Annotated in this window: 21 protein-coding genes; 19 read left to right on the forward strand and 2 right to left on the reverse strand. The window is 54.2% G+C overall.

Annotated elements, in window-relative coordinates; all coding sequences use genetic code 11:
- The first annotated feature begins 81 nt into the window (after window positions 1-81).
- The 5 genes from ACOMDU_RS10860 (at window position 82) to ACOMDU_RS10880 (ending at window position 5670) form a co-directional block, all read left to right on the forward strand.
- Window positions 82-651 (forward strand): DUF5697 family protein, encoded by a 570-nt coding sequence (locus ACOMDU_RS10860; RefSeq protein WP_421130325.1) that lies wholly within the window; start codon window positions 82-84, stop codon window positions 649-651.
- Window positions 605-1267, forward strand: a complete 663-nt coding sequence (locus ACOMDU_RS10865; RefSeq protein ID WP_421130326.1) for a DUF6100 family protein — start codon at window positions 605-607, stop codon at window positions 1265-1267. Before ACOMDU_RS10860 ends, ACOMDU_RS10865 begins: the two co-directional genes overlap by 47 nt.
- Window positions 1268-1411: 144 nt before the next feature.
- Window positions 1412-2530 carry a hypothetical protein gene (locus ACOMDU_RS10870; protein ID WP_421130327.1) on the forward strand — a complete coding sequence of 373 codons (1119 nt, stop codon included), beginning with the start codon at window positions 1412-1414 and terminating at the stop codon, window positions 2528-2530.
- Between the two features lie 11 nt (window positions 2531-2541).
- Window positions 2542-4407 carry a VirD4-like conjugal transfer protein, CD1115 family gene (locus ACOMDU_RS10875; protein WP_421130361.1) on the forward strand — a complete coding sequence of 622 codons (1866 nt, stop codon included), beginning with the start codon at window positions 2542-2544 and terminating at the stop codon, window positions 4405-4407.
- 18 nt (window positions 4408-4425) lie between these two features.
- Entirely contained in the window at window positions 4426-5670 is a 1245-nt protein-coding gene (locus ACOMDU_RS10880) for a S1 RNA-binding domain-containing protein (RefSeq protein ID WP_421130328.1), read from the forward strand.
- 93 nt (window positions 5671-5763) lie between these two features.
- Here ACOMDU_RS10880 and ACOMDU_RS10885 read toward each other — a convergent pair whose 3' ends face one another.
- Window positions 5764-6996 (reverse strand): NAD/NADP-dependent octopine/nopaline dehydrogenase family protein, encoded by a 1233-nt coding sequence (locus ACOMDU_RS10885; protein ID WP_421130329.1) that lies wholly within the window; start codon window positions 6994-6996, stop codon window positions 5764-5766.
- A gap of 446 nt (window positions 6997-7442) precedes the next feature.
- Here ACOMDU_RS10885 and ACOMDU_RS10890 point away from each other — a divergent pair, with 446 nt between their 5' ends.
- The 5 genes from ACOMDU_RS10890 (at window position 7443) to ACOMDU_RS10910 (ending at window position 13798) form a co-directional block, all read left to right on the forward strand.
- Entirely contained in the window at window positions 7443-8213 is a 771-nt protein-coding gene (locus tag ACOMDU_RS10890) for a hypothetical protein (RefSeq protein WP_421130330.1), read from the forward strand.
- Window positions 8214-8285: 72 nt separating this feature from the next.
- Window positions 8286-10451 carry a SpaA isopeptide-forming pilin-related protein gene (locus ACOMDU_RS10895; RefSeq protein ID WP_421130331.1) on the forward strand — a complete coding sequence of 722 codons (2166 nt, stop codon included), beginning with the start codon at window positions 8286-8288 and terminating at the stop codon, window positions 10449-10451.
- The gene (locus ACOMDU_RS10900; RefSeq protein WP_421130332.1) at window positions 10448-12292 is read left to right on the forward strand and encodes a SpaH/EbpB family LPXTG-anchored major pilin; all 1845 of its coding nucleotides are present in this window, start codon (window positions 10448-10450) and stop codon (window positions 12290-12292) included. The genes ACOMDU_RS10895 and ACOMDU_RS10900 overlap by 4 nt, the downstream gene beginning before the upstream one ends.
- A complete protein-coding gene (locus ACOMDU_RS10905) occupies window positions 12289-13107 on the forward strand; it encodes a class C sortase (protein WP_421130333.1) in 819 nt (272 codons plus the stop codon). Before ACOMDU_RS10900 ends, ACOMDU_RS10905 begins: the two co-directional genes overlap by 4 nt.
- Window positions 13100-13798: a class C sortase gene (locus tag ACOMDU_RS10910; RefSeq protein WP_421130334.1), complete on the forward strand. Its 699-nt coding sequence runs from the start codon at window positions 13100-13102 to the stop codon at window positions 13796-13798. Before ACOMDU_RS10905 ends, ACOMDU_RS10910 begins: the two co-directional genes overlap by 8 nt.
- Window positions 13799-13819: 21 nt before the next feature.
- Here ACOMDU_RS10910 and ACOMDU_RS10915 read toward each other — a convergent pair whose 3' ends face one another.
- Window positions 13820-15121 carry an ATP-binding protein gene (locus ACOMDU_RS10915; RefSeq protein ID WP_421130335.1) on the reverse strand — a complete coding sequence of 434 codons (1302 nt, stop codon included), beginning with the start codon at window positions 15119-15121 and terminating at the stop codon, window positions 13820-13822.
- 444 nt (window positions 15122-15565) lie between these two features.
- Between ACOMDU_RS10915 and ACOMDU_RS10920 the strand changes: the two genes are divergently transcribed.
- From ACOMDU_RS10920 to ACOMDU_RS10960, 9 genes are all read left to right on the forward strand, one after another.
- On the forward strand, window positions 15566-15874 hold the full coding sequence (locus ACOMDU_RS10920; protein WP_421130336.1) for a hypothetical protein: 309 nt from the start codon (window positions 15566-15568) through the stop codon (window positions 15872-15874).
- Window positions 15875-15898: 24 nt separating this feature from the next.
- Window positions 15899-16309, forward strand: a complete 411-nt coding sequence (locus ACOMDU_RS10925; RefSeq protein ID WP_421130337.1) for a zinc-finger-containing protein — start codon at window positions 15899-15901, stop codon at window positions 16307-16309.
- Between the two features lie 43 nt (window positions 16310-16352).
- Window positions 16353-16970, forward strand: a complete 618-nt coding sequence (locus ACOMDU_RS10930) for a sigma-70 family RNA polymerase sigma factor (protein ID WP_421130338.1) — start codon at window positions 16353-16355, stop codon at window positions 16968-16970.
- A gap of 20 nt (window positions 16971-16990) precedes the next feature.
- On the forward strand, window positions 16991-17683 hold the full coding sequence (locus ACOMDU_RS10935) for a hypothetical protein (protein WP_421130339.1): 693 nt from the start codon (window positions 16991-16993) through the stop codon (window positions 17681-17683).
- Complete coding sequence (locus ACOMDU_RS10940; RefSeq protein WP_421130340.1) at window positions 17680-18171, forward strand: hypothetical protein; 492 nt, start codon at window positions 17680-17682, stop codon at window positions 18169-18171. Before ACOMDU_RS10935 ends, ACOMDU_RS10940 begins: the two co-directional genes overlap by 4 nt.
- Before the next feature lie 55 nt (window positions 18172-18226).
- Window positions 18227-18847 carry a DUF6088 family protein gene (locus ACOMDU_RS10945; RefSeq protein ID WP_421130341.1) on the forward strand — a complete coding sequence of 207 codons (621 nt, stop codon included), beginning with the start codon at window positions 18227-18229 and terminating at the stop codon, window positions 18845-18847.
- Window positions 18834-19733 (forward strand): nucleotidyl transferase AbiEii/AbiGii toxin family protein, encoded by a 900-nt coding sequence (locus ACOMDU_RS10950; protein ID WP_421130342.1) that lies wholly within the window; start codon window positions 18834-18836, stop codon window positions 19731-19733. The genes ACOMDU_RS10945 and ACOMDU_RS10950 overlap by 14 nt, the downstream gene beginning before the upstream one ends.
- A 231-nt stretch (window positions 19734-19964) precedes the next feature.
- Window positions 19965-20342 (forward strand): single-stranded DNA-binding protein, encoded by a 378-nt coding sequence (locus tag ACOMDU_RS10955; RefSeq protein ID WP_212822141.1) that lies wholly within the window; start codon window positions 19965-19967, stop codon window positions 20340-20342.
- Window positions 20343-20437: 95 nt separating this feature from the next.
- Complete coding sequence (locus tag ACOMDU_RS10960) at window positions 20438-21244, forward strand: hypothetical protein (RefSeq protein WP_421130343.1); 807 nt, start codon at window positions 20438-20440, stop codon at window positions 21242-21244.
- Window positions 21245-21250: the final 6 nt, after the last annotated feature.

Consider the following 21250-nt stretch of genomic DNA (forward strand, 5'->3'; position numbering starts at 1 on the left):
TTTATACGGAGATAACACGCATTACAAAATCAATACGCATTTAATACGGAGTTAATACGCATTACGGAGGTGATGCCGCCTATGAGAAACAGAGAACAGATCTATGGACAGGAGGCCGCAGAGCTGCTGCGGAACATAACCGTCTATCACTGCATACGCCGTGACCAGCTTCTACGCCTGTATCCGGGCAAGGAGGGCGTGATTGAAAACCTGCTGCGCTATCTGGTCAAGCAGCAGCGGATATTTTATAACACCGGCCGGGATTGCTACGGAGATGTCCCTGACTGCCGCGAGGACAGAGAACTGACAGCGGCACTATGGGTGCTGCTGGACTTTATCGAAAAGGTGGAGTATCACAGCCCTGACAATATGCCGGCAAAGCTGGTATTCTTCGCCGATGGCGAGGTATATGAGGTCGTCTATGTAGGCCCGGGTAAGGAAGCGTTGCTGCAGCACGCGCTGGCCGCGGAAGATGATTCCGGGCAACGGCTCGTTATCATTGAGGAAGAAGACCAAATGCAGCACCTGCACATCCCTCATATCGCCGCCTACTGCATGGTGGATGAGCAGGGCTGCGTACAGTACTTCAGGAAGGAGGAACCTTGTGGACAGAGCCACCCTCTCGCAGCGGATAGAGAGCATTTTGAATGAGATCATCCGCCTGTCCAACACGCTCTACGCTATGGACAACACGAATATCCAGCGGCATTCAGATAACTATGAAATGCTGTCCACAGAGGCCGCACTGCGGGGGGAGGTCATTGCCTGCCGGCTGCGGCACCTGATCTATGAGACGACCACCATCCGAAAAGCCGAGTATCTGACATCGGCTGGTGTCATGCAGGGCATCTCTGTTATAGAGAAAGATGGCATACTGGAAATCACGCTCCCCTGCCTACTGCCTAAGAAGAGCAAGAAGCATAGCTGCGAGTATCTGACAGACCCCATCTACTACACGCTTAGTAAGTATGCGCAGACACACACGCTGCCCAAGTTCCGGCACTGTGTTGTCTGCTTTTCTCATATCTACAGCCGCGAGCTGTCCCCGAACCGGGTGCGTGACTATGACAATCTGGAGCTCAAGCAGCTTTTGGATGTGATTGCCACTTTCGTTATGGAGGATGATACAGGTCTGCTGTGCGATGCCTATAACACGACGGAGATCGGCGACGGTGACTGTACCCGCGTGTCGGTGATGGATAAGGAGCGTTTTCAGGGCTGGCTTTCGGACCGCGAGAATCGGCTCAGATCTATATCCGATTTATAGTGTTTCGACCGTGTCAAAAACAGTACACATGACGATGGTACGGCAAAGCCTGTATTTCCGGGCATTTTCACATGACCGGTGCGGGCGAAAAAATACCGTGGTCATGGCAGTCTGGGTACTGCACACCAGAAGGAGGTGGTCAGTATGAGTACCCTACCACAGAAAGCTCCCGGTAGCCTATCACAAGCCTATCAGCTATTGGCGCTGGTCGCCCTGTCCGGTGAGCTGCCGGCCAGCCAACTGAGCAGGCTCGCCGGTGGCACCAGCTACAAAGAGAACGTGGTCAAGTCGCTGAAGCGTCAGCGGCTTTTGCTGTCCTACTATAAGAACGGACTGCGTGGATACCGGCTCACCGCCGCGGCGAAAAAGCTGCTGCTGGAGCACAACCCGGAGAGGTTTTCTTTCTACCTGTCCGGAGCCTGTGCCACCAACCACATCAGGAGTGAGCCGGAGCAGAGGCTTCGACTCCACCGTGTCTCTCAGACATTGATCACCATGCGTAACGCCAACGTTAGTATCTTCCGCGATGAAAAACCCGGCGTATTCCGCCCCGGCGAAACAGCGACTGGTAGCATCTGCACCCCTGCCTTCTACTCATCCCGTGAGATCAAGGAGATGGGGACAACCTTTGTTAAAATCCGTGGTGCCCGGTCCGTGGGCGTTTTGCTGACACCGCAGCATATCCACGTGGTTTACAACATGGGCAACGCGCTGATGAAATGGAGCTATAAAGCTGAGATGCGGACAAAGGCACTCATGCAGACGGTGCTGTGCCGTGAACGAATGCCGCACCAGTATCACCCGGATGCGGTGCGGGGTCTCCTGCTGGGTGATAGCATGGAACTGGCCTATGAGCTGCTGACTGATCAGGGTGGCAAAAACTATTTCGTTCTGGATGGCAGCTATGAGCGGTTCTGCTTCTTGACCAACGACCATCATGGAGAGGTGCTGCTGCGCCTCCTCTGTGATGAAGAGTTGGACAATGACCTGCGTGAGCTGCTGCTCCTTGATCTGGAGCCCCGGCAGCTGAGTGAAACAGTGGAGAATGACGCCATGACGCCGGATGGTGCGCCGGTGCTGTTCGCCTATGACTGTGACCTGCCGCGGATCAGGCGGTTCGATACGGCGTTGCGGCTCCAAGACCGCTACGGCATCCTGATCTGCTTCGACCATCAGGCCGAAGTGCTGCGCCGCTACTGCGGCGACAGGGTTGTTGTGCAGGCCATTGATTTTGCTGCGTTCGAGAGGAGGTTTTTCCCGTAGAAAAAAAGAAACTGCGAAGTCTGCTATTCGCGCTCCCGCTATTTCTGGCAGGGCTGCTGTTTGGCGGCGGTTATCTATCGCAATTCGTCCGAAACTATCAACAGTGGAAGGACGCGGGCGGAACGCCAGGCGACGGAAGCTCCCCGGCCGCGCCGGTGCTGTCCCTCTCCGCTTGCTGCGAAGCGCTGCTCAGTAAGAGCGGCATTATCGGCGTGGGGCTTTGCCTGTTGCTGCTGGGCCTGCTGATCGTCATGGTGATGCGCATGGGCTATTCCGATGTTGGGGAGTATGACGCGGAGCGCAACCTGACCTACTCCAACAAAGGCACCTACGGAACGGCTGGTTTCATGGAGAAAGCGGAGATGAAGGGCGTCCTTGATCTGGTGCCCGATATCCGCAAACACAGCGGCGTCATACTGGGCAAGCTGGACAATCAGGTGGTGTGTATTCCCGAGAACTCCCGGCTTAACGGCAATATCGCCGTGTTCGGCGCCAGCGGCTCCATGAAAACGCGAGCCTACTGCATCAATCGCATTTTGCAAAGCGCGTCCGAGGCCCACAACGGCCACAAGGAGTCCTTGATCATCACCGACCCGAAATCGGAGCTTTACGAAAAGACCAGCGAATATCTGCGCAGCAAGGGCTACGTGGTAAAGGTGTTCAACCTGATCCAGCCGGAGAACTCTGATTCATGGAACTGCCTGGCGGAGATTGAGGGTGATGAGCTGATGGCGCAGATCTTCTGCGACATTATCATCAGGAATACCGGCAGCGAAAAGGGCGACCATTTCTGGAACGCTGCCGAGATGAACCTGCTGAAAGCGTTGGTACTATATGTGGCGCTGGGCTATCCATCGGAGAGCCGGAATATCGGAGAGGTCTACAAGCTGTTGGTGCTGAACGCGGAGAAAGAACTGGACAACCTTTTTTCCATGCTGCCTGCCAGCCATCCTGCCAGAGCGCCCTATGCGCTGTTCAGCCAATCCTCAGATACGGTGCGCAGCGGCGTTATCATCGGGCTGGGCAGCCGCTTGCAGGTGTTTCAGAATCGGCCCATCTGCCAGATCACCAGCCATGATGAAATTGACATGGAGCTGCCGGGCAAGCAGCCCTGTGCCTATTTCTGCATCACATCCGATCAGGACAGCACCTTTGATTTCCTTACGTCCCTGTTTCTGTCCTTCGCGTTTATCAAGCTGATCCGTTACGCGGATAAAAACTGTGCCGACCGCAGGCTGCCAGTCCCCGTTCATGTGCTGGGCGAAGAGTTGACAGCCTGCGGTGTTATTCCAGACTTGAGCCGGAAGATCAGTGTGATCCGCTCGCGGGGCGTCAGCATGAGCTGCGTGTTTCAGAATCTGGCGGGCTTGCAGAACCGGTATCCCTACAACCAATGGCAGGAGATATTGGGCTGCTGCGACTATCAGCTTGCACTGGGCTGCACCGATGAGCTGACTGCCAAATTCCTCAGTGACCGCACCGGGGAGGTCAGCGTCCATGTCTCCAGCAAGGCCAAGCAGTTGGGTACATGGCGTATCAGCAACTACACGCCGGAGTTCCGCGAAACCAGCGGCGTGGGCAAGCGCAAGCTACTGACTATGGATGAGGTGCTGCGCCTGCCGGTAAACCGCGCGCTGGTCATCGCACGCGGCAACAAGGTGCTGCAGGTAGATAAGTACGACTATACCAATCACTACGAGGCAAAGAAACTGCGGGACTGCAAGGCCTCCGCCCACATCCCGGAATGGCGTAAAAGCCCCGTGTTTTCGCCCGCACCGAAACAAACAGAGCAGCCTATTAAGTCAAAGAAGGTGCCGAACAGGCGCAGTGAGTTTGTAAAAACCGATAAGGATTCCATCATGTCAACCAAAATGTGAGCTAAGGAGGAAAGTAATATGCCGAGAAAGAAAACAGAAGAACTTGCCGTGATACCGGAAGCGCCGGTGCTGCCCATCGTCCCGGAGGAGACGGCGGAACAGCCGGTGACAGAAGAGTGTTTGCCGGAAAACGCAGCCGATCCTGTTGTGGAGGATACTGTACCTACAGAGGGTGTTCTCGACGAGCCTGCGGAAGTGGTGACTGTGCCGGAGGATCCCCAGCCCTCTGAAAAGCCGAAGCGCACCGTCCGCAAACGAACCGCTGCAAAAAAGACGGTAGAGGTGGAGAAACAGGCTACGCCGCCTACTGAGGATGCTGCCGCCTCTGCTGAACCTGCCCCTGCCGCTGTCCATCAGAGAGATATTCTGACATTGGATGCCCGGGGTGAAGCGGAAACGCAGGCGCAGATGGAGGACATTATCTGGCACGAGATTCACAATGCCTACCGCACCCGGCGCATGCTCTCCGGTATGCTGAGCGGCATTGAAAGAACGGAGGCGGGGAAAACCATTGCCATTGTGGACTACAAGGGATTCCGCATTGTGATTCCCTTGAAGGAGATGGTGCTGGACTTTCCGGCAGATATGTACGGTGCTGACTATAATGAGATGATCCTCCGACACCAGAAGATCCTCAATAAGATGCTGGGCGCAGAGGTGGATCTTATGGTCAAGGGCATCGACGCCAAAAGCCGAACCGTTGTTGCCAGCCGAAAAGACGCCATGCTGAAGAAGCAGCAGATCTACTATTTCGGTAAGGACGGTGACGGACAGTATCGTATTTACGACGGGCGCGTGGTGGAGGCTCGTGTGATCGCTGTGGCGGAGCAGGTCGTCCGGGTCGAAGTGTTTGGCGTGGAGACATCCATTCTGGCTCGCGACCTTTCGTGGGACTGGATCGGCGATGCTCATGACCGCTATGCTGTGGGCGACAAGACTCTGGTACGCGTGCTGGAGATTGACCGCACAGAGCCGGAGCACATCAGAATTAAAGCCGACATCAAAAGCGTATCCGGCAACAGCAAGAATGACAATCTCCAGAAATGCCGTATTCAGGGCAAATATGCCGGGAAGGTCACCCATATCCATAAGGGCGTTGTGTATATCCGCCTTAGCAACGGTGCCAATGCCATAGCACATTCCTGCTATGATCGGCGCAGACCCGGACGAAAGGATGATGTCAGCTTTGCCGTTACCCATCTGGATGAGGAACACGGCGTTGCGCTGGGGATCATCACCCGAATTATCAAGCAGCATATTTAGGATGCGCGAAAAGCAGCTGGCCGCAAATGCGACCAGCTGTTTTTTTGTGAATTATTCAAGCATCATGAACGTATCAGTGTTGTGCCTGTGCTATCAGGCCGGTAGCTGACCGGTGTGCAGGTAACGGAGAAGCTGCTCTCTGTCCAAATGGCCGATGCCGAGATAGTCCAAATCGAAGGGATTGTCTTCAAAGAAGCTGGTTTCGTGCATGGCACCGCCCAGCACGATCATGCTGTCAATGATCGGTGTCGGTACGCCGAACTTTTTGCCTAGGTCGTGGTAGATCTTGCAGCCCACGGGAATGTCCTCGGTGATGTAGCGGTGGTCGATGGAGTTGGGCCCCGTATTACCCTCGTCGCAGGGTTTGTCCAGCGGGAAGATCACATTATCCTCGCCTTCGGAGCCAAGGCCCATGTACTCCTGCGTCAATATGCTGCGGCGGGAGAAGAAGGACTCGTAGGCATAGTCCGGGATGCGGATGCCAATCGCATCGGCAATGGCACATTCCTCCTGATAGAATTGGTACTGCACCCGGCAGATGGATGGGCACAGCCCGTGAGAGTACATGGAATAGCTGTCGGGGTCGTTGCCATAGATAGACGACCAGTTTTCCATGCTCGATACACCCAGCACCGAGGCGGGAACGTGGATCACCGGGTTGACATTGGAAAAGCCGATATCCAGCACCGTATCTCCGGGCACAGGGCCATCCCCGTGGGTGACGGCGTCCATGCAGGGCAAATATTTGGCAGACTCCAGAAAATCATCGATATCCGTCATGGGCTGCGTCGCGCCGCGAAGGGTAATGGCGCGATATTTCGCGCCTACATGGGGCATTGTAAAGCCGCCGATCTTCTCCAGCCGCGTTCCGTAGGGAGCGGAGCTCCAGCCGCCCACGATGACTTTCTTGGTACAGCCGGCCTCGCGCATGAAGCGGCGCAGCAGAAGCGTGGCGTAGTTATCAGTAAAGATATGTACGACCTGACCGTCCTCCAGCAGCGGCACCAAAGTGCGCAGGTAGTGCTCCTGCGCGTTGGCGGTAATGCCAATCACGATAAGACCCGCGCCCTTTACCACCTCGGCCATATCGTTGCTGGCCAGATCCAGAAACGCGCGACCTGACCGCTCAAAGCCGTACAGGTTCCGCTGTACGCCATCCAGCAGGATGCCGGTCTTATCCAGATTCGCCACGGCCTTGGGGGTGCGGGAATAGAGCCGCACTTCCCGTCCGGCCAGCTTCATATCTGCGGCGCAGGTCTTTCCGACCGCACCACCGCCTAAAACGGCAATGGGCAGGTCCTTCAGGTACGACATATCATGCTTCATCAAATATTGCCCTCCTTCTGCTTTTTTGACTTTATCATTATGCACAATACCAGTTTACCATAGAGAACACGAGAATTGCAGTTAAAAAAGTGTAAAATATATGGCACACCAAAGGCCACGTCACTACATCGGCAGAGGATGGCAGCAGATTGGCACTGTTTTGCGATTTCGCCGTAAATCACCATGTGCTATACTTGGTACAGTCAAAATTGTAAAGACCGCCGGGTGGTAACTCGGCGGTCTTTCGCATACAGGAAGAGGGTGTTTTATATGTGGTAGGCAGAGCAGCGTTTCACGCCCGAGCGGCAAATGCAATCGCCGCAAAACCCAAATAACAGTACATAGTGTTGAAAAAGGCGAGGCTCCAGTCGTAAATATCTTCAAAGCACATTAAACAGTGCTGCGATATTTACGTAAAGGAGAGAACGCCCATGAGGAGAAAAAGAATGCGTTTAGTTTCACTTATTTTGAGTGCCGTGTGTCTGTTAGGCTGCGCAGTCCAGCCGGCACCGGGCTCGGATTCGTCCAAGTCCAACAACATGATCTCTACCTATGCAGCAAGTCAGGCCGAGCAGAACGAAGAGGAGCGCACGGTGACCGAATCCCTGCTGCCGCAAACAGAAGATGGATGCGATACAGCTGAGAGCAGCGTTGCTCCTGAGCGGGCAAATGCATCAGAGAATGCGGATAACGCCGCAGAAAAGCAGGCTACAGCTGTTGAAACGGCACCGCCCACTGCACCGAAAGAGCCGGCGACACCCGAGCCTGTGGCGGAGGATAAACCTGCGCCCGCACCCACGCCGGCACCTGCACAGAATCCGGCAGAGAAACAGGAGGAACAACCTGCGCCTGTGCCTACGCCCGAACCTACGCCCACGCCGAAGCCTGCCGCCAGCGGGAACATCTACTCCATCGCGGAGGCCATTCAAGCGGGCAACGAGTACGCAAGAGCGCAGTACGGCGTGACCATCGACACCAGTATGACCGCCGCCGACTCCAGCTACTTCCCTGGCACGGCGGACAGCGTGGCATGGCTGGCGGAGAATGGCGGACAGTCGGCACTGACCGCCGCCGTAAAGGGCAACGTGGACGCCACCTTCGCCTGCCTCGCCGCCATGGACGGCGCGGAAACGGTCAGCGCGTATGCGCGGTTCAACTGCACCGCCCGCTACAATGCGGCATCGGACGAATACATCGTGGTGGTGCTGTACGGATAAACCAACTGAATACCCGACCAGAAGACCGACAGCGTGAGCTGCCGGTCTTTTGCGTTGGGAGAAAGGACGAGCATGAAGAGAACAATTCCTAAGCTGTTGACGCTGGTATGCCTTTTAGTAGCAATCATGGGCCTGTCCATCGTGACCGCCCACGCAGCCACGGTCACAGGCACGATCAGCGGCGGTAACGAGTACCGCTACCATGAGGACAAAACGCCCGTGCCGCAGTGGGGCGCGTTTACCAGCACAAAGCTGAAATACTTTACCAGAGATGATACGGGCGTAACGGTGCCTGCCTATTGCATGGAGCCGTCCGTTCGCTCTGCCGGCGGCGATCTGAGCTACTCCTCCACCAGTTGGAGCAGCCTGAGCTGGAATCAGCGGTACGCTGTGACGCTGGCACTCTCCTATGGCTACGGCGGCAACTATGATTTTTATGGCATCCATCCCGACTGCGCGCAGCTGGCGACACAGGCGGTGATTTGGGAGTTCGTGTGCGGCTACCGCGGCACGACCTATCCCTACACCCTGTATGATACCACCTGCGCCAACCTGTTCCACTACGCCGGCGACGGCGTGCAGGAGGCGTATGACATCCTTATTGACCGCATCATGGGTCATGGCGTGATCCCCAGCTTTGCTGTGAAGTACCGCAATCAGCTTTCGGACGCCAACGCCATTACGCTGACATGGGACGGCAGTCAGTATGTGGGTACAGCCACCGATACCAATGGTGTGCTGTCGCAGTACTATTTTCGGACCAATATCAGTGGCGTAACCGTCAGCCAGCGGCGTAATGTACTGACCGTGACGGCCACAAAGGACGCTGCAGCGAAGCTGAACGGTTATATCAGCAGCGACTACGGCTACGCACTGGATGTGGAGGGCACGGAGGCTGTGCTGTTAGAACCCAGCAACGGCAGCAACTACCAGGCGTGTGCGGCATTGACTTCGCTGCCCGACCCTGTGTGGGCGTACATTCATTTTAAGGTCAAAATTGTGGAGGAGAAAGGCAGCCTGACCATCAATAAGGTGGACGCGGAAACCGGCAAGGCACTGGCAGGCGTGACCTATCGGCTATTTGATGCCAATGGTAAAAAGGTGGCTGACATGACCACCGGTGCAGACGGTAAGGCAGTGTTCAAGGATCTTCCACAGGGCAAGTATAGCTATCAGGAGATCAGCGCGCCCAGCGGCTATGTGGTGGACAACACCAAGTATCAGATCACCATTACGGCGACCGCGCTGAACATTACACAAAAGAGAACCAACACGCCTGCCAAGGCCAGTATTGAGATCGTCAAGGTGGACGCTGATAACAAGGCACCGCTGCAAGGTGCGGGCTTCCGCCTATACGATACTTCCGGCAAGCAGGTCGCGGAGGGCTATACGGATGCCAACGGCAAGCTGACCTTCTCCAACCTGCGGTTGGGCAGCTATACCTACAAGGAATTCAAAGCACCGGACGGATATGTTTTGGATACCACGGCGTACTCCGCTGTGCTGAACCAAAACGGGCAGGTGCTGAAGGTCACTCGCGAGAATATGCCAGTCAAAGGCAGTATTGAGGTCTTGAAGGTGGACGCAGAAACCAAGCAGCCGCTGGCAGGCGTGGTGTATCGTCTTTTCGACGCCGATGGCAATAAGATCGTGGATGGCACGACCGATGTCACCGGCAAGGTGACATTCTCCGGCCTGCGACTTGGCAAATACTTCTATCAGGAGATCAGCACCGTGGACGGCTATGTGCTGGACGAGACCAAATACGATTTCAGCCTGACCACAGCAAACCTCAATATCAAGGTCACACGCGAGAACGTACTCGCCAAGGGCAGCATCAGCGTCTGCAAGGTGGATGCGACGGGCGCACCGCTTGCCGGTGCGGAGCTGCTGCTGGAAACTTCCACAGACGGTAAGACATGGACGGAGGTCGGCAGAGTGACCACCGACAACACAGGCATCGCCAAGTGGAGCGACCTCAAGGTTGGCGCGCAGTATCGTATTACCGAAACCAAAGCTCCCGCAGGGTACACCCTCCTGACCGAGCCGCTGTTCACAGGAACGTTGGACAGCAATAACCGAGACATTACCATCACTGCCTGCAACAATGCGGGATTCGTCCTGCCGTTCACGGGCGGAACGGGATTTACAACCTATTTCCTGTTTGCAGCACTCATGCTTTGCATGGGTGTTTATTTTTGCAAAAAATCTGATTTTATGAAGGAGACAGCTAAATGAAAAAGATCCATCGCGTGTTGGCACTGCTGTTGGCGGCGCTTATGGCCCTTGGGCTGATGACCACAGCATTTGCCGCAACAGATTCTGCGCCTACCATCGACCCCGGCAAGAAAGCATCCCTTTCCGTCTACAAGTACGACATCACCAAGGCCAGCAACGATGGCGCGTGGGATGCTGAGTCCTACGTTTCCACCGGCCTGCATGACGACACGGTTATCGACAAGCTGAGCAAGTACGCCATTCAGGGCGTGGAGTTTACCTACCTCCGCGTCGCTGACATCGCCATGAACAATGAACTGGTGGACGGTCAGCGTCAGGTGGGTGTGCTGTATGGTTTCGACAACAGTGACCGCAGCACCGCCGTCTTGTCTGCCATCGGCCTGACCGGCGCAGAAGCACACAAGACCGAGGGCGGCGTCAACTACTTCACCAGCGATATGCTCAACAATAAGCTGGCCGCTGCCCTGTCCGCCAATGCCACCACCGTCAAGAACGCGCTGGAAGCTGCGGTCAAGAATGGCACGGCCATGGCCGAGACGGACGCTGCCGGTCACACCTTTGCATCCGACATGGAGCAGGGCCTGTACCTGGTGGTGGAAACCCGCGTCCCTGAAAACGTGACCTCCACCTGCAATCCCATCTTCGTGTCCCTGCCCATGACCACCGTGGACGGTGCGGCATGGAACTACGATGTGACCGTTTACCCCAAGAACCAGACCGGCAACCCTACGTTGGAGAAGACCGTGCGTGAGAGCAAGAACTCCACCGGCAAGAATACCGGCAGCCTGACCGACATCAAGGACGGTTACGCTCACACTGCTACCGCCTCCGTGGGCGATGTTGTGGACTATCAGATTATCAGCACCCTGCCCACCATCACGTCTAAAGCATCTGCTCTCAGCGAGTACACCTATGTGGACACCATGAGCAAGGGTATTCGGTATAACAAGAACGATGTCGTTATCGAGTTCTTCAAGGATAGCGGCTGCACCGACAAGATTGCCACCTGGGCGGTGAACTCCGGCAAATTTACCGTGGGTTACGATGATACCGCCAACACCATGACCATCCGCATGACCGATACCGGTCTGGCGGAGATCAACGAGGCGGCCACCGTGTATACCGACAGCGTCAAGCGTGGCTACAGCGACTGCACCATGCGGATTACCTACGCTGCCACCCTGACCGCCGATGCCAAGTTGGGCGATACCGACAACCTCAACGAGGTCGTACTGACTTGGAAGCGCACCAACTCTACCTACTTTGATACCCTCAAGGACTGCTGCCATGTCTACACCTACGGCATTGACGTTCTCAAGCAGTTTTCTGACAACGGTGGCAATCTGCGGAATGTGAAGTTCCGGCTGCACAACGACACCGATGATGTATTCGTGATTGCCGAGCAGAAGGATGGCGTGTATTACGCCAAGGGCTTTGCCGCCAAGAAAACCGACGCCACGACTTTCGTTCCCAATAGCAGCGGTCACATCGTGGTCAAAGGGCTGGAGGACGACACCTATTCCCTGACCGAAACTGCTACCGACAAGGGCTATGTGCTGCTGAAGGACGCGGTCAAAATCATTATCAAGACCAGCGAGAGCGGCCAGTGCGAGAAGTGCGGCACCAAGCTGCTGACCGCCTCTGCCACCGTCAACGGCAAGGATGTCACCATGAGCGAGGGCAACGCCATTGTGCCTCTGACCGTGGTCAATAACCCCGGCTTTGACCTGCCTAAGACGGGCGGCTATGGCGTTTGGATGTATACGGTGGGCAGCGTCCTGCTGCTGAGCATGGCAGCGTTTATCGTCGCCAAGTCCCGCAAGCATAAGAACGAGCAGTGAAGTGCTGGCTACTGGCGGCAGCCTGCGGCGTTGCGGCGTTGGGGCTTCTGCTTTACCCATTGGTGGGAGAACTCTTGAATGAAAAGTATCATTCCGATGTGGAAACCACCTACACCGCAGTTATCGCGGACACCGATGACGCCGAGCTGACTGCCCAGCGTGAAGCCGCAGAGCAGTACAACGCCATGCTGTCCGGCGCGGCAACTATTTCTGAGGGAGGGGCTTCTGCCCCTCCCTTGCCGTATGCGGAACAACTCACGGTGGGAGGCGTCATTTGCTACATCGACATCCCCAAGATCAACGTATATCTGCCGGTGCAGCACGGAACGGGCGCGGAAACGCTGGAGCGTGCCGTGGGTCATGTGGCAGGGACTTCCCTGCCGGTGGGCGGCAGCAACACCCATGCGGTACTGTCGGCGCACAGTGGGCTGGCGAGTTCCAAGCTGTTTTCGGACATTGACCAGCTTGCAGAGGACGATATGTTCTATATCCATGTGCTGGGTGAGGTGCTGGCATACAAGGTAGACGCCGTCCACACGGTACTGCCCACAGACACGAGTCTGCTGCAAATCGAGGACGGTAAGGATCAGGTCACGCTGGTGACGTGTACCCCGTTTGGGGTCAACACCCACCGGCTGCTGGTGCGAGGCCACCGTGTTCCCTACACCCCCGAACAGGAAGCGACTGCCGCCGCAGAAAAACCTGTGGCATCCTCGTGGACGCAGCATTACCTTACAGGTCTTGGCACCGGCCTTGGCGTGGTGGCAGTGATAGGCGGCGGGTACTTCTTAATAAGGAGAAAACGCCATGCGTAAGACATCCCTTTTACTGGCGGCACTGCTGGCTGTGGCGGGCATCTATGTCATGCTGTGGCCGTTGTTCACGGGACAAAGGCTGCAAGCCGACACAGATGAGGCTGTGCAGAGCTTCCTCGAAGAACGAAAGCCGGAGCAGCAATACCCCGAACTGCTGGCGGCTCTACAAGAGTATAACCGCCAGCTTTACGCAGAAAAGCAGTGCAACCTCACCGGCCTTGAAGCCTGCGAGGAGCCCGCCGCCGACTTGACTGTCTACGGCATCGAGGACGAGGTAATAGGCGTCTTGGAGATACCTGCTATGGAGCTTATCATGCCGGTCTATCTGGGTGCATCCGACGCTCACCTTGCCGCAGGCGCGGCAGTGCTGGGCAATACCTCCGCACCCATCGGTGGGGATAACACCAACTGCGTCATTGCCGGTCACCGTGGATGGCGCGGCGTGGACTACTTCCGGCATATCGACCGCTTACAGGTTGGCGATACCGTTACGCTGACAAATCTATGGGAGACGCTGACCTACACCGTAGCTGACATTCAGATCATCCAGCCCCACGAGGTGGACAAGATCAAGATACAGCAAGACCGCGACCTGCTGACGCTGTTGACCTGCCATCCTTACGCCAGCGGTGGGCGGGAGAGGTATGTGGTGTACTGCGAAAAACTGCCCACCATGAGCCAATCACGGTGAGCAGTTTTATTTTGAGAGGATTCAGACAAGCGTGTCATCCAGCAGAAAGTCAATGACGCCAATATTGAGAATGCCGCCCTCATCATACCAACGCTTGCGAATGTCATGACGCACGATGATTTTCGGGAAGGAATCACCGGTCAGCGCGAAAGGCTTATTCTCGGTGATCGCCTTTTCCGCTGTTCCCAATGCGTAGGCAGACTGGATATAGGTCTTCTTGCCACCGGAGGTTGCAATGAAGTCGATTTCCCGCGCGACCGGCACGACCTTTCCTTTGGTATTTTTCTCGTTGCCGTAGACAATGCCGATGTCAACGGCGCATTCGCGGATCATCAACTCATTGAAAATGATGTTCTCCATGATGTGCGTCATTTCCTGCTGGCGGAAGCCGATACGGGCATTTCTCAGTCCAATGTCCTCACAGTAGTATTTGTTGGGATAGTCAAAATAGCTCTTGCCCTTCACATCCCAGCGCTTGCATTCGGTAAAGAGGAAGGAATCCGATAAGTGATCCATATAGGCTTTCACGGTGTTCAAGGCAACGACATTTTCACCGCTACGCTTCTGCACTGTGTTGATGGCGGCAGCAACCTTCGTTGGGTTGGTCAGAGAGCCGATAGACGAACACAGCAGATCAAGAATCGCGGACAGCACATCCTCACGCTTGATCTTCTTCCGCTCTACAATGTCCTTCAGATAGACCTCAGAAAACAGTGATTTCAGATAAGCCATTTTCGCGGCATCCGTGGGACGGGACAGGATCAGCGGCATACCGCCGTAGAAGGCATAGTCCTCAAAGGCATCCTGCTTATCACCGCCTACGGCTGAATAGTATTCGGCAAAGGAAAGCGGATGCACACGGATCTCATCGCTCCGTCCCCGGAACTCAGTCAGTATATCGGAGGACAGCATTTTGGAGTTGCTGCCGGTCACATAAATGTCCAAGTTGGACAAAGACTTCAAATCGTTGAGCGCGTCGTAGAAGGTAACCTTCTTGCCATCTGGATTGTAGGGATTCGGAACTTCGTCGGACATCTGAATCTCGTCTACAAAAAGATAATATTGGTCTGCGCTGTGTTCTACGATCTCACGGACATGAGCCGAAAGCTCCAGCGGATTGCGATAGCGAATATCACGGGTCAAGTCCAACTCAAAGGACAGAATATGATCTTCGGTAACACCCTTACCGAGAAGGTAACTCTTGAACAGATTGCGAAGCAGAAAGGACTTGCCGCATCTGCGGATGCCAGTGATCACCTTCACCTGACCATCCCACATGAAGGAGATGATTTTTTTCAAATAGCGATCTCGTTTTATTTCCATAGCCCAACCTCCATTGAAAACTTGCTGGTATTATCATGCTACATTTCAATGGATAGTATACGACACCGTGAGATAAAAATCAATAGATCTGATGAAATGTTTGTAGATAAACCCGGTAACATTTCAGCAGGCTGTGATTCAAACCACCGCTCCTGTGAGGTAAAGAAGCCTGAAAGTTGACAAGAACTGCGACGCGGCTGACCTGCCACCCCCACGCTGGCGGCGGGCGGCAGCGGTATGTGGTCTATTGTGAAAGAACCAAATATTAGGAGGATCAATACTATGAAAAAAGCAATTTGTATCATTTTAGCTGCGGTAGCTGCCGTGGCAATTATCGTCTCCAGACGCCCCCGACCCCGTGGCCGCAGAGAAATTTGAAAAATTTTTCAAAAAGTGGCGCACTTTTGATTTCGTTTTACGGATAATGATAGTAGAGGGAATTTTATGGACAAGCGTTTTTACCGATTTTTACAGGCAACCTGCTGTAACTGGCGCAACAGCTTCTTCATTGATTGCCAGCGTTGTGACGGGTGCTCCGGTTTTCTTCTGTCTGTAAATCACAATGCCGTGCCGTCAATCATCCCTGTGGCGGTATTCGAGGAACTGTCCGGTGAGACCGTGGATAAATATGATTGCATCGGCATTATGACGCTGGAGGGATTCCAACGCTTCTACACCAGCTGGCTTGTCTGGAACGTAGAAGACCCGAAACGGTGCAGTTTATCCCAATTGTGGGAGAGCTGCCAACAATGAACGCACACAAGCCGAAAGAAGGAGGTGAACATTCTGAAAAGAGTCAATATCCATTGCCCTAACTGCGGAGCTAAGGCTACCTTGCATCCTGCCAGCTTTGTATATGGCAACAGTCGTAGTGCAGGAAGCTATCTGTATGTTTGTGACCGCTATCCCGCCTGCAACAGCTATGTGGCTGCCCATCGCGCCACACGGCAGCCCATGGGCTCTCTGGCTGACGGGGAGCTTCGGCATAAGCGTATCCAGGCACACCGGGCTTTTGACCGCCTGTGGCGGTCCGGATTGATGACCAAGAAAGAGGCGTATCAATGGATGCAGACAGAGTTCGGTCTGCATGAGGAACAGGCGCATATCGCACAATTCGGCGCGTACATGTGTGATCGGTTGATCTGCGCCTGCGAGAAGTTTCGTATCCACAGCGCAGAGGTCGCATAGAGAGAACGCCTAAAACCACAGAGAAAGAGAGGTGAATCTGACGATGAAGAATAGGGATATTGCCCTTACTGATGCCCAGCGCAGTATGGTAGAGGCGAATATGGACGTGGTACGCTGGGCCATCCGTACCAGCATTCAGGTCAATGAGCAGCGCTATGGTTTCGGCTATGACGATTTGTTTCAAGAGGGCTGCATTTGGCTTTGCAAGGCCGCAGTGACGTATGACCCGGACGGCGGCGCCAGCTTTCCCACCTATGCTCAGAGGGTCGTTGAGAACGGTCTGCGTACCTATTGCCGGCTGCAGCACAGCAAGGAGCTGCGCAGCTTTCCTGTATCGGAGATCTTTGACACGGAGGCTGACAATTACCGTGCCATGGCCTCCGGCATCCGCAGTCTTCAGGAGCAGTTGGCTGAGGTAGATGCGTTATCGCTTCTGGAAAGCGCGAAGCAGCAATACAACGGTGTCGCACGGCTGGGTATCGAGGCGATGCAGCTGAAATTTATCGGCCTGAGCAATACGGACATTGCTGCCTACTATGGCGTCAAGGCCAACTATTTGGGGGCGGCCGTACATAGAGCCGCCGAGCGGCTGAGGAACAATGCGGAGTTTTTGAATAGCCTTGAATATGAGCCATTGAAGAAAAGCTCCAAGGCTTCGTGAAAAAATGTGAGGTGAAATTCATGCAGAAATACTATACGGCGGTGGGTCGTTTCGAGCGCAAAGGCCGCATGGGCGACATGACCTGCCCTATGGTCATCATCAACAACCGGGAATATGCATTGGACATCCAGGAGATGATCCTTTGGGCAGCACTGAACTGGCAGATCATGGATGCCGGATCCCTTGAGAATGCTTATTCTGCCAAGCTGAAAGCCAGCGGCATCAGCCCCCAGCGCAGTATCTCCGACTGTATGCGCCGGCTGATGCAGCGCGGACTGGTGGTGGAGGGCTGCGGCGAAACCGATGAGGATGCACTGTATGCTCTGTTGTCAGGGCTTTACGTGGTGCCGATCTCAGACAGTCTGCTGCTGCGGCTGATCTCGTTTATCAAGCTGACGGTTTTCGGCCATGTCCCTTTTGCGGTTACCAGGAAGCTGTTTCGCAAGGACCGGCGCAGCGCAAACGAACGGCGGGTTTATCGTCTGTCCCGTCAGGCACTCTTATCCACGGCAGAACTGATCAAGTGTGTGGAGTATGACATCCATACGATCCACTCTGATTCGCAGCTGATGGACGCCCTGTATGCAGACGATACCACCACCAGCGACAATATCGCGGATATGGTCAGGCCCTTCGTCTGCTGCCGCCCCGTGCTGCAGGCTGTGGCAAACCTCTATCTGCGCCGTCAGATCATCTTTGAGAGGCCGTCATGATGGACAAGCTCAGGACAGCACCGCTGCCCCTGAGAAGAAAGCTGCTCCTCACCGCGTTGGCAGGGGCGGCTTTCTTCCTTGTAGGGCTGGCAGCCATTTTCTTTTCCCTCGATACCGCTACAGCTCTGCTCAGCGGCATCCTCGCCATAGGACTTGCTTTTAAAACGGCAGAACTCTACCGCCTAATTATCGCCGGGCACTACACGACCGTTGATGGCTCCTGCATTGCCATCACACAGACGCCGCTCCGCAAGTACCGCAATATCCGGATCATAGACAGTCAGGAGCGTGAAAGGACACTTGTACTGCCTAGGCAGGACAAGATAGAGGTTGGCCGCCGATATCGTTTCTATTTCAAATCCTCTGCACATAAATCTCCTGCACAGGTACAGACCGGCAGCAGCTTCATAGACGAATCTCTCCCGACCGACGGCTTTCTTGGGCTTGAGGCGGCGTCGGATTATAGCAATGTTGACACAGTGCGTTGATTATAGTATAATTCAAATCAAGAAAAGCATACTATGATTAGAAGGAGGCTGTGATATGACGCTTTTAGATAGACTCACAACGAATTTCGGCTGTAACGAGCCAATCTTACTTGATGAGATTGACTGCAGGGGCTATTCACGCCCGTGGCTCTTCAAAGAACTGAACGAATTGTGTAGAACTGGTAGGCTGGTGCGTTTTGACCGCGGTATTTATTATATTCCCACTGAGACAGCATTTGGCACCAGTCTGCTCGACCCCCGCAAAGTAATCGAGAAAAAATATGTAAAGGATAGTTCTGGCTGTTACGGCTACTATTCCGGTGCAGCTTTCTTAAACCAACTGGGGCTGTCAACGCAAATGCCCAATACCATTGAAGTCTGTACCAACAACGAAAAGACACGTTCCCGTGAGTTAGCTATCGGGAAGCAGCGTGTTATTCTACGCAGAGCCAGAAGTAAGGTCACGGCAAAAAATGCTGCTGTGTTGAGCTTCCTGGAGCTTATGAATGAAATGCCGGCACCTTATTTCTCCGAAGGGAGGAAGAAACTGACCATAGAGTTTATCACAAAAAACGGCATTACGAGACGCGACATCACAGAATACGCACCTGCGTTTCCTGATAAGGCTATGCGCACTCTGGTGGAAAGTGAGATCATCTATCATGTTACACAGTAATAGAGAATTGTTCGAGCAAGCTATACTACGAACGGCAGATGCGACAGGGATTGCGGCCAGCATCATTGAAAAAGACTACTATGTCACGGAGTTTTTAAGGAGGATGACTTCCTATCAGCCAGACATGGTGTTCAAGGGCGGAACTTCACTCTCAAAATGCTATAAGCTGATCCAGCGCTTTTCTGAGGACATTGATTTGAATGTTGAAGACCGTCCCAGTGAAGGGCAGCGTAAAGCACTCAAGCGAAATATTTTGGCGGTAGTTGATGACTTGGGATTATCCCTGAGCAATGCTGAAGAAATTCGCAGCCGGCGCGACTATAATCGCTATGTGATCAATTACCCTGCATTGCAAGGGGCAACGTATTTGAAGCAGCAGCTTATCGTTGAAACCGTTGTTTCCATGCGCGCATTCCCGAATCATCCCATGGACGCATCCAGTTTCATTTATGATTTCCTGAAAGATACCGGCAGAGAAGATATTATCCGCGAATGCAATCTGCAACCTTTTTCAATCAATGTGCAGGCAGCGGAGCGTACCCTGCTGGATAAGCTGTTTGCACTTGCAGACTACTACCTCAATGGATCGATCACAGAGCATTCGCGGCACATTTATGACATATATAAGTTGAGTATGATCGTCACGATTGATGATACTCTGCGACAATTAGCCAGTGAGGTCATTCTGGAACGCCGCTCGCACAAGGTCTGCCTGTCTGCACAAGAGGGGGTGGATATGAATAATCTCCTTCGGCAGATCGTTGACTCCGATGCATATAGGAGTGACTATGAGCAGATTACATCCGCACTCCTTTTTGAAGACGTGTCATATTCCACCGCAATCACTGCGCTGCAGCACATCATTGATTCTCGTGTGTTTCAATAAATGTCTATATATAGAATTGCGACTCTTGACAATCGCAATATATAGTGCTACAATGCACTTGTAGTTGTTCTTTGTGCATCGCCTATTCAGGGTTTCCGAATACCTTTCGGATCGCACACGTTTGTTAAGATTGTAATTTAGTGCCGACATGACAGCTTTGGCTTATTGCTGATGCTGTATGCCGGCACTTTTTATTATAGATATTTAAGCCGTAAGGCAGAAAGGAGTGTAATGGCAAACATATCCGTCGTTGGCCGTATTGTATCGGATGATATTGAACTGAAGATCAGTGCCAATAATCGGCCCTATTTACGGTTCGACCTTGCGGAGCGTACCGGTAAGGGGGCTTACGCAAGAACGCAGTATTATCAGGTCGTTGCCTTTGGGGCTATTGCCTCACAGTTCGCCAAAAGAGGCTTGTGCCGCGGCGCGCTGATCAGTGTGGAAGGCACACTGGAACTGGAGGACTATCTGAAACGGGATGGTTGGACGCGGGATAAGCGTCTGAAGGTCATCGCGCTGCGATGGCGGTATCTCCAGCCCTATGACACGAAAGTGCCTGAACAGGTACCGGAGATCGACGGAGAACGAGAACCCTTGCCCGGATAGGATGCCGGGTATAAGAGGAGCTGTCATGTATCAAAAGGATGCGTGGCAGCTCCTCTTTTTTGTTTTCATCACGAAAAGGAAAGGATGTGCAAAGCATGAATAAGAAGAAGTCCATCTGGTCTGGCGTATCTGTCCTTATCGCAGCCGTTCTGGCCATCGTTGCGTTTGTACGCAGCGACACGCAGATCTGGCTTCTGACAGCCGCATTTACCATTTGGGCGATTTGGGTCACGGTCGCATTCGTGTTCCCTTATATACAGGAACAGGAAAACGAAAAGCGGCGCGCCGCCCGCAGAGCTGCCTATGACGCACAGCGGCAGAGCCTTCGCTCACTGTCCATAGAAGAGGAAGATGGCTTCGGCCCACTGCTGCTCCGCCATGTCAATCACAGGATCTCCGCATATCTGAAAGCGGTGTATCCGGATGCTACATGGGAATGGCGCAGCCCGGAACCGGAGAAGCTGATCCTTCACGGCGGTACAGGCCGTATCACCATCTCTGGTATTCCCGACTATGATCAGGCGGAAGTGACCTTTGACCAAAAGGCCAACTTCTCCTGCTCACTGCTGAAGGTCACACCTGTGGTACAGAGTGCGGCGGAGAACGGCACCTCCGAGAAGCTGCCTGCTCCGCCCCGTGAGATCGATCCGCAGGTCTGGTTCGAGCAACAGGGACGCAAGGTTCTGGATGATCTGATCTACGACCTCAATTCCCGTGGCTATAGCAGCCTTGTCATCAAGGACAACGGTGACATCTGCATCCGTCAGGGTGACGTAGAGAAAGCGCAGACCTCATTCAAAAGCCTGCCGGAGAAGCATTACTGGCCCCGGCTCCTGAAGGTATTCGAGCGTGAGGGCATCGCCGCCAGCATGACGGATGATGCCATCGCGCTGAACTGGTAAGGAGGG

Origin of the sequence: Vescimonas sanitatis (genome assembly GCF_049060325.1) — a bacterium.
In the GTDB taxonomy this organism is placed as follows: domain Bacteria; phylum Bacillota; class Clostridia; order Oscillospirales; family Oscillospiraceae; genus Vescimonas; species Vescimonas sanitatis.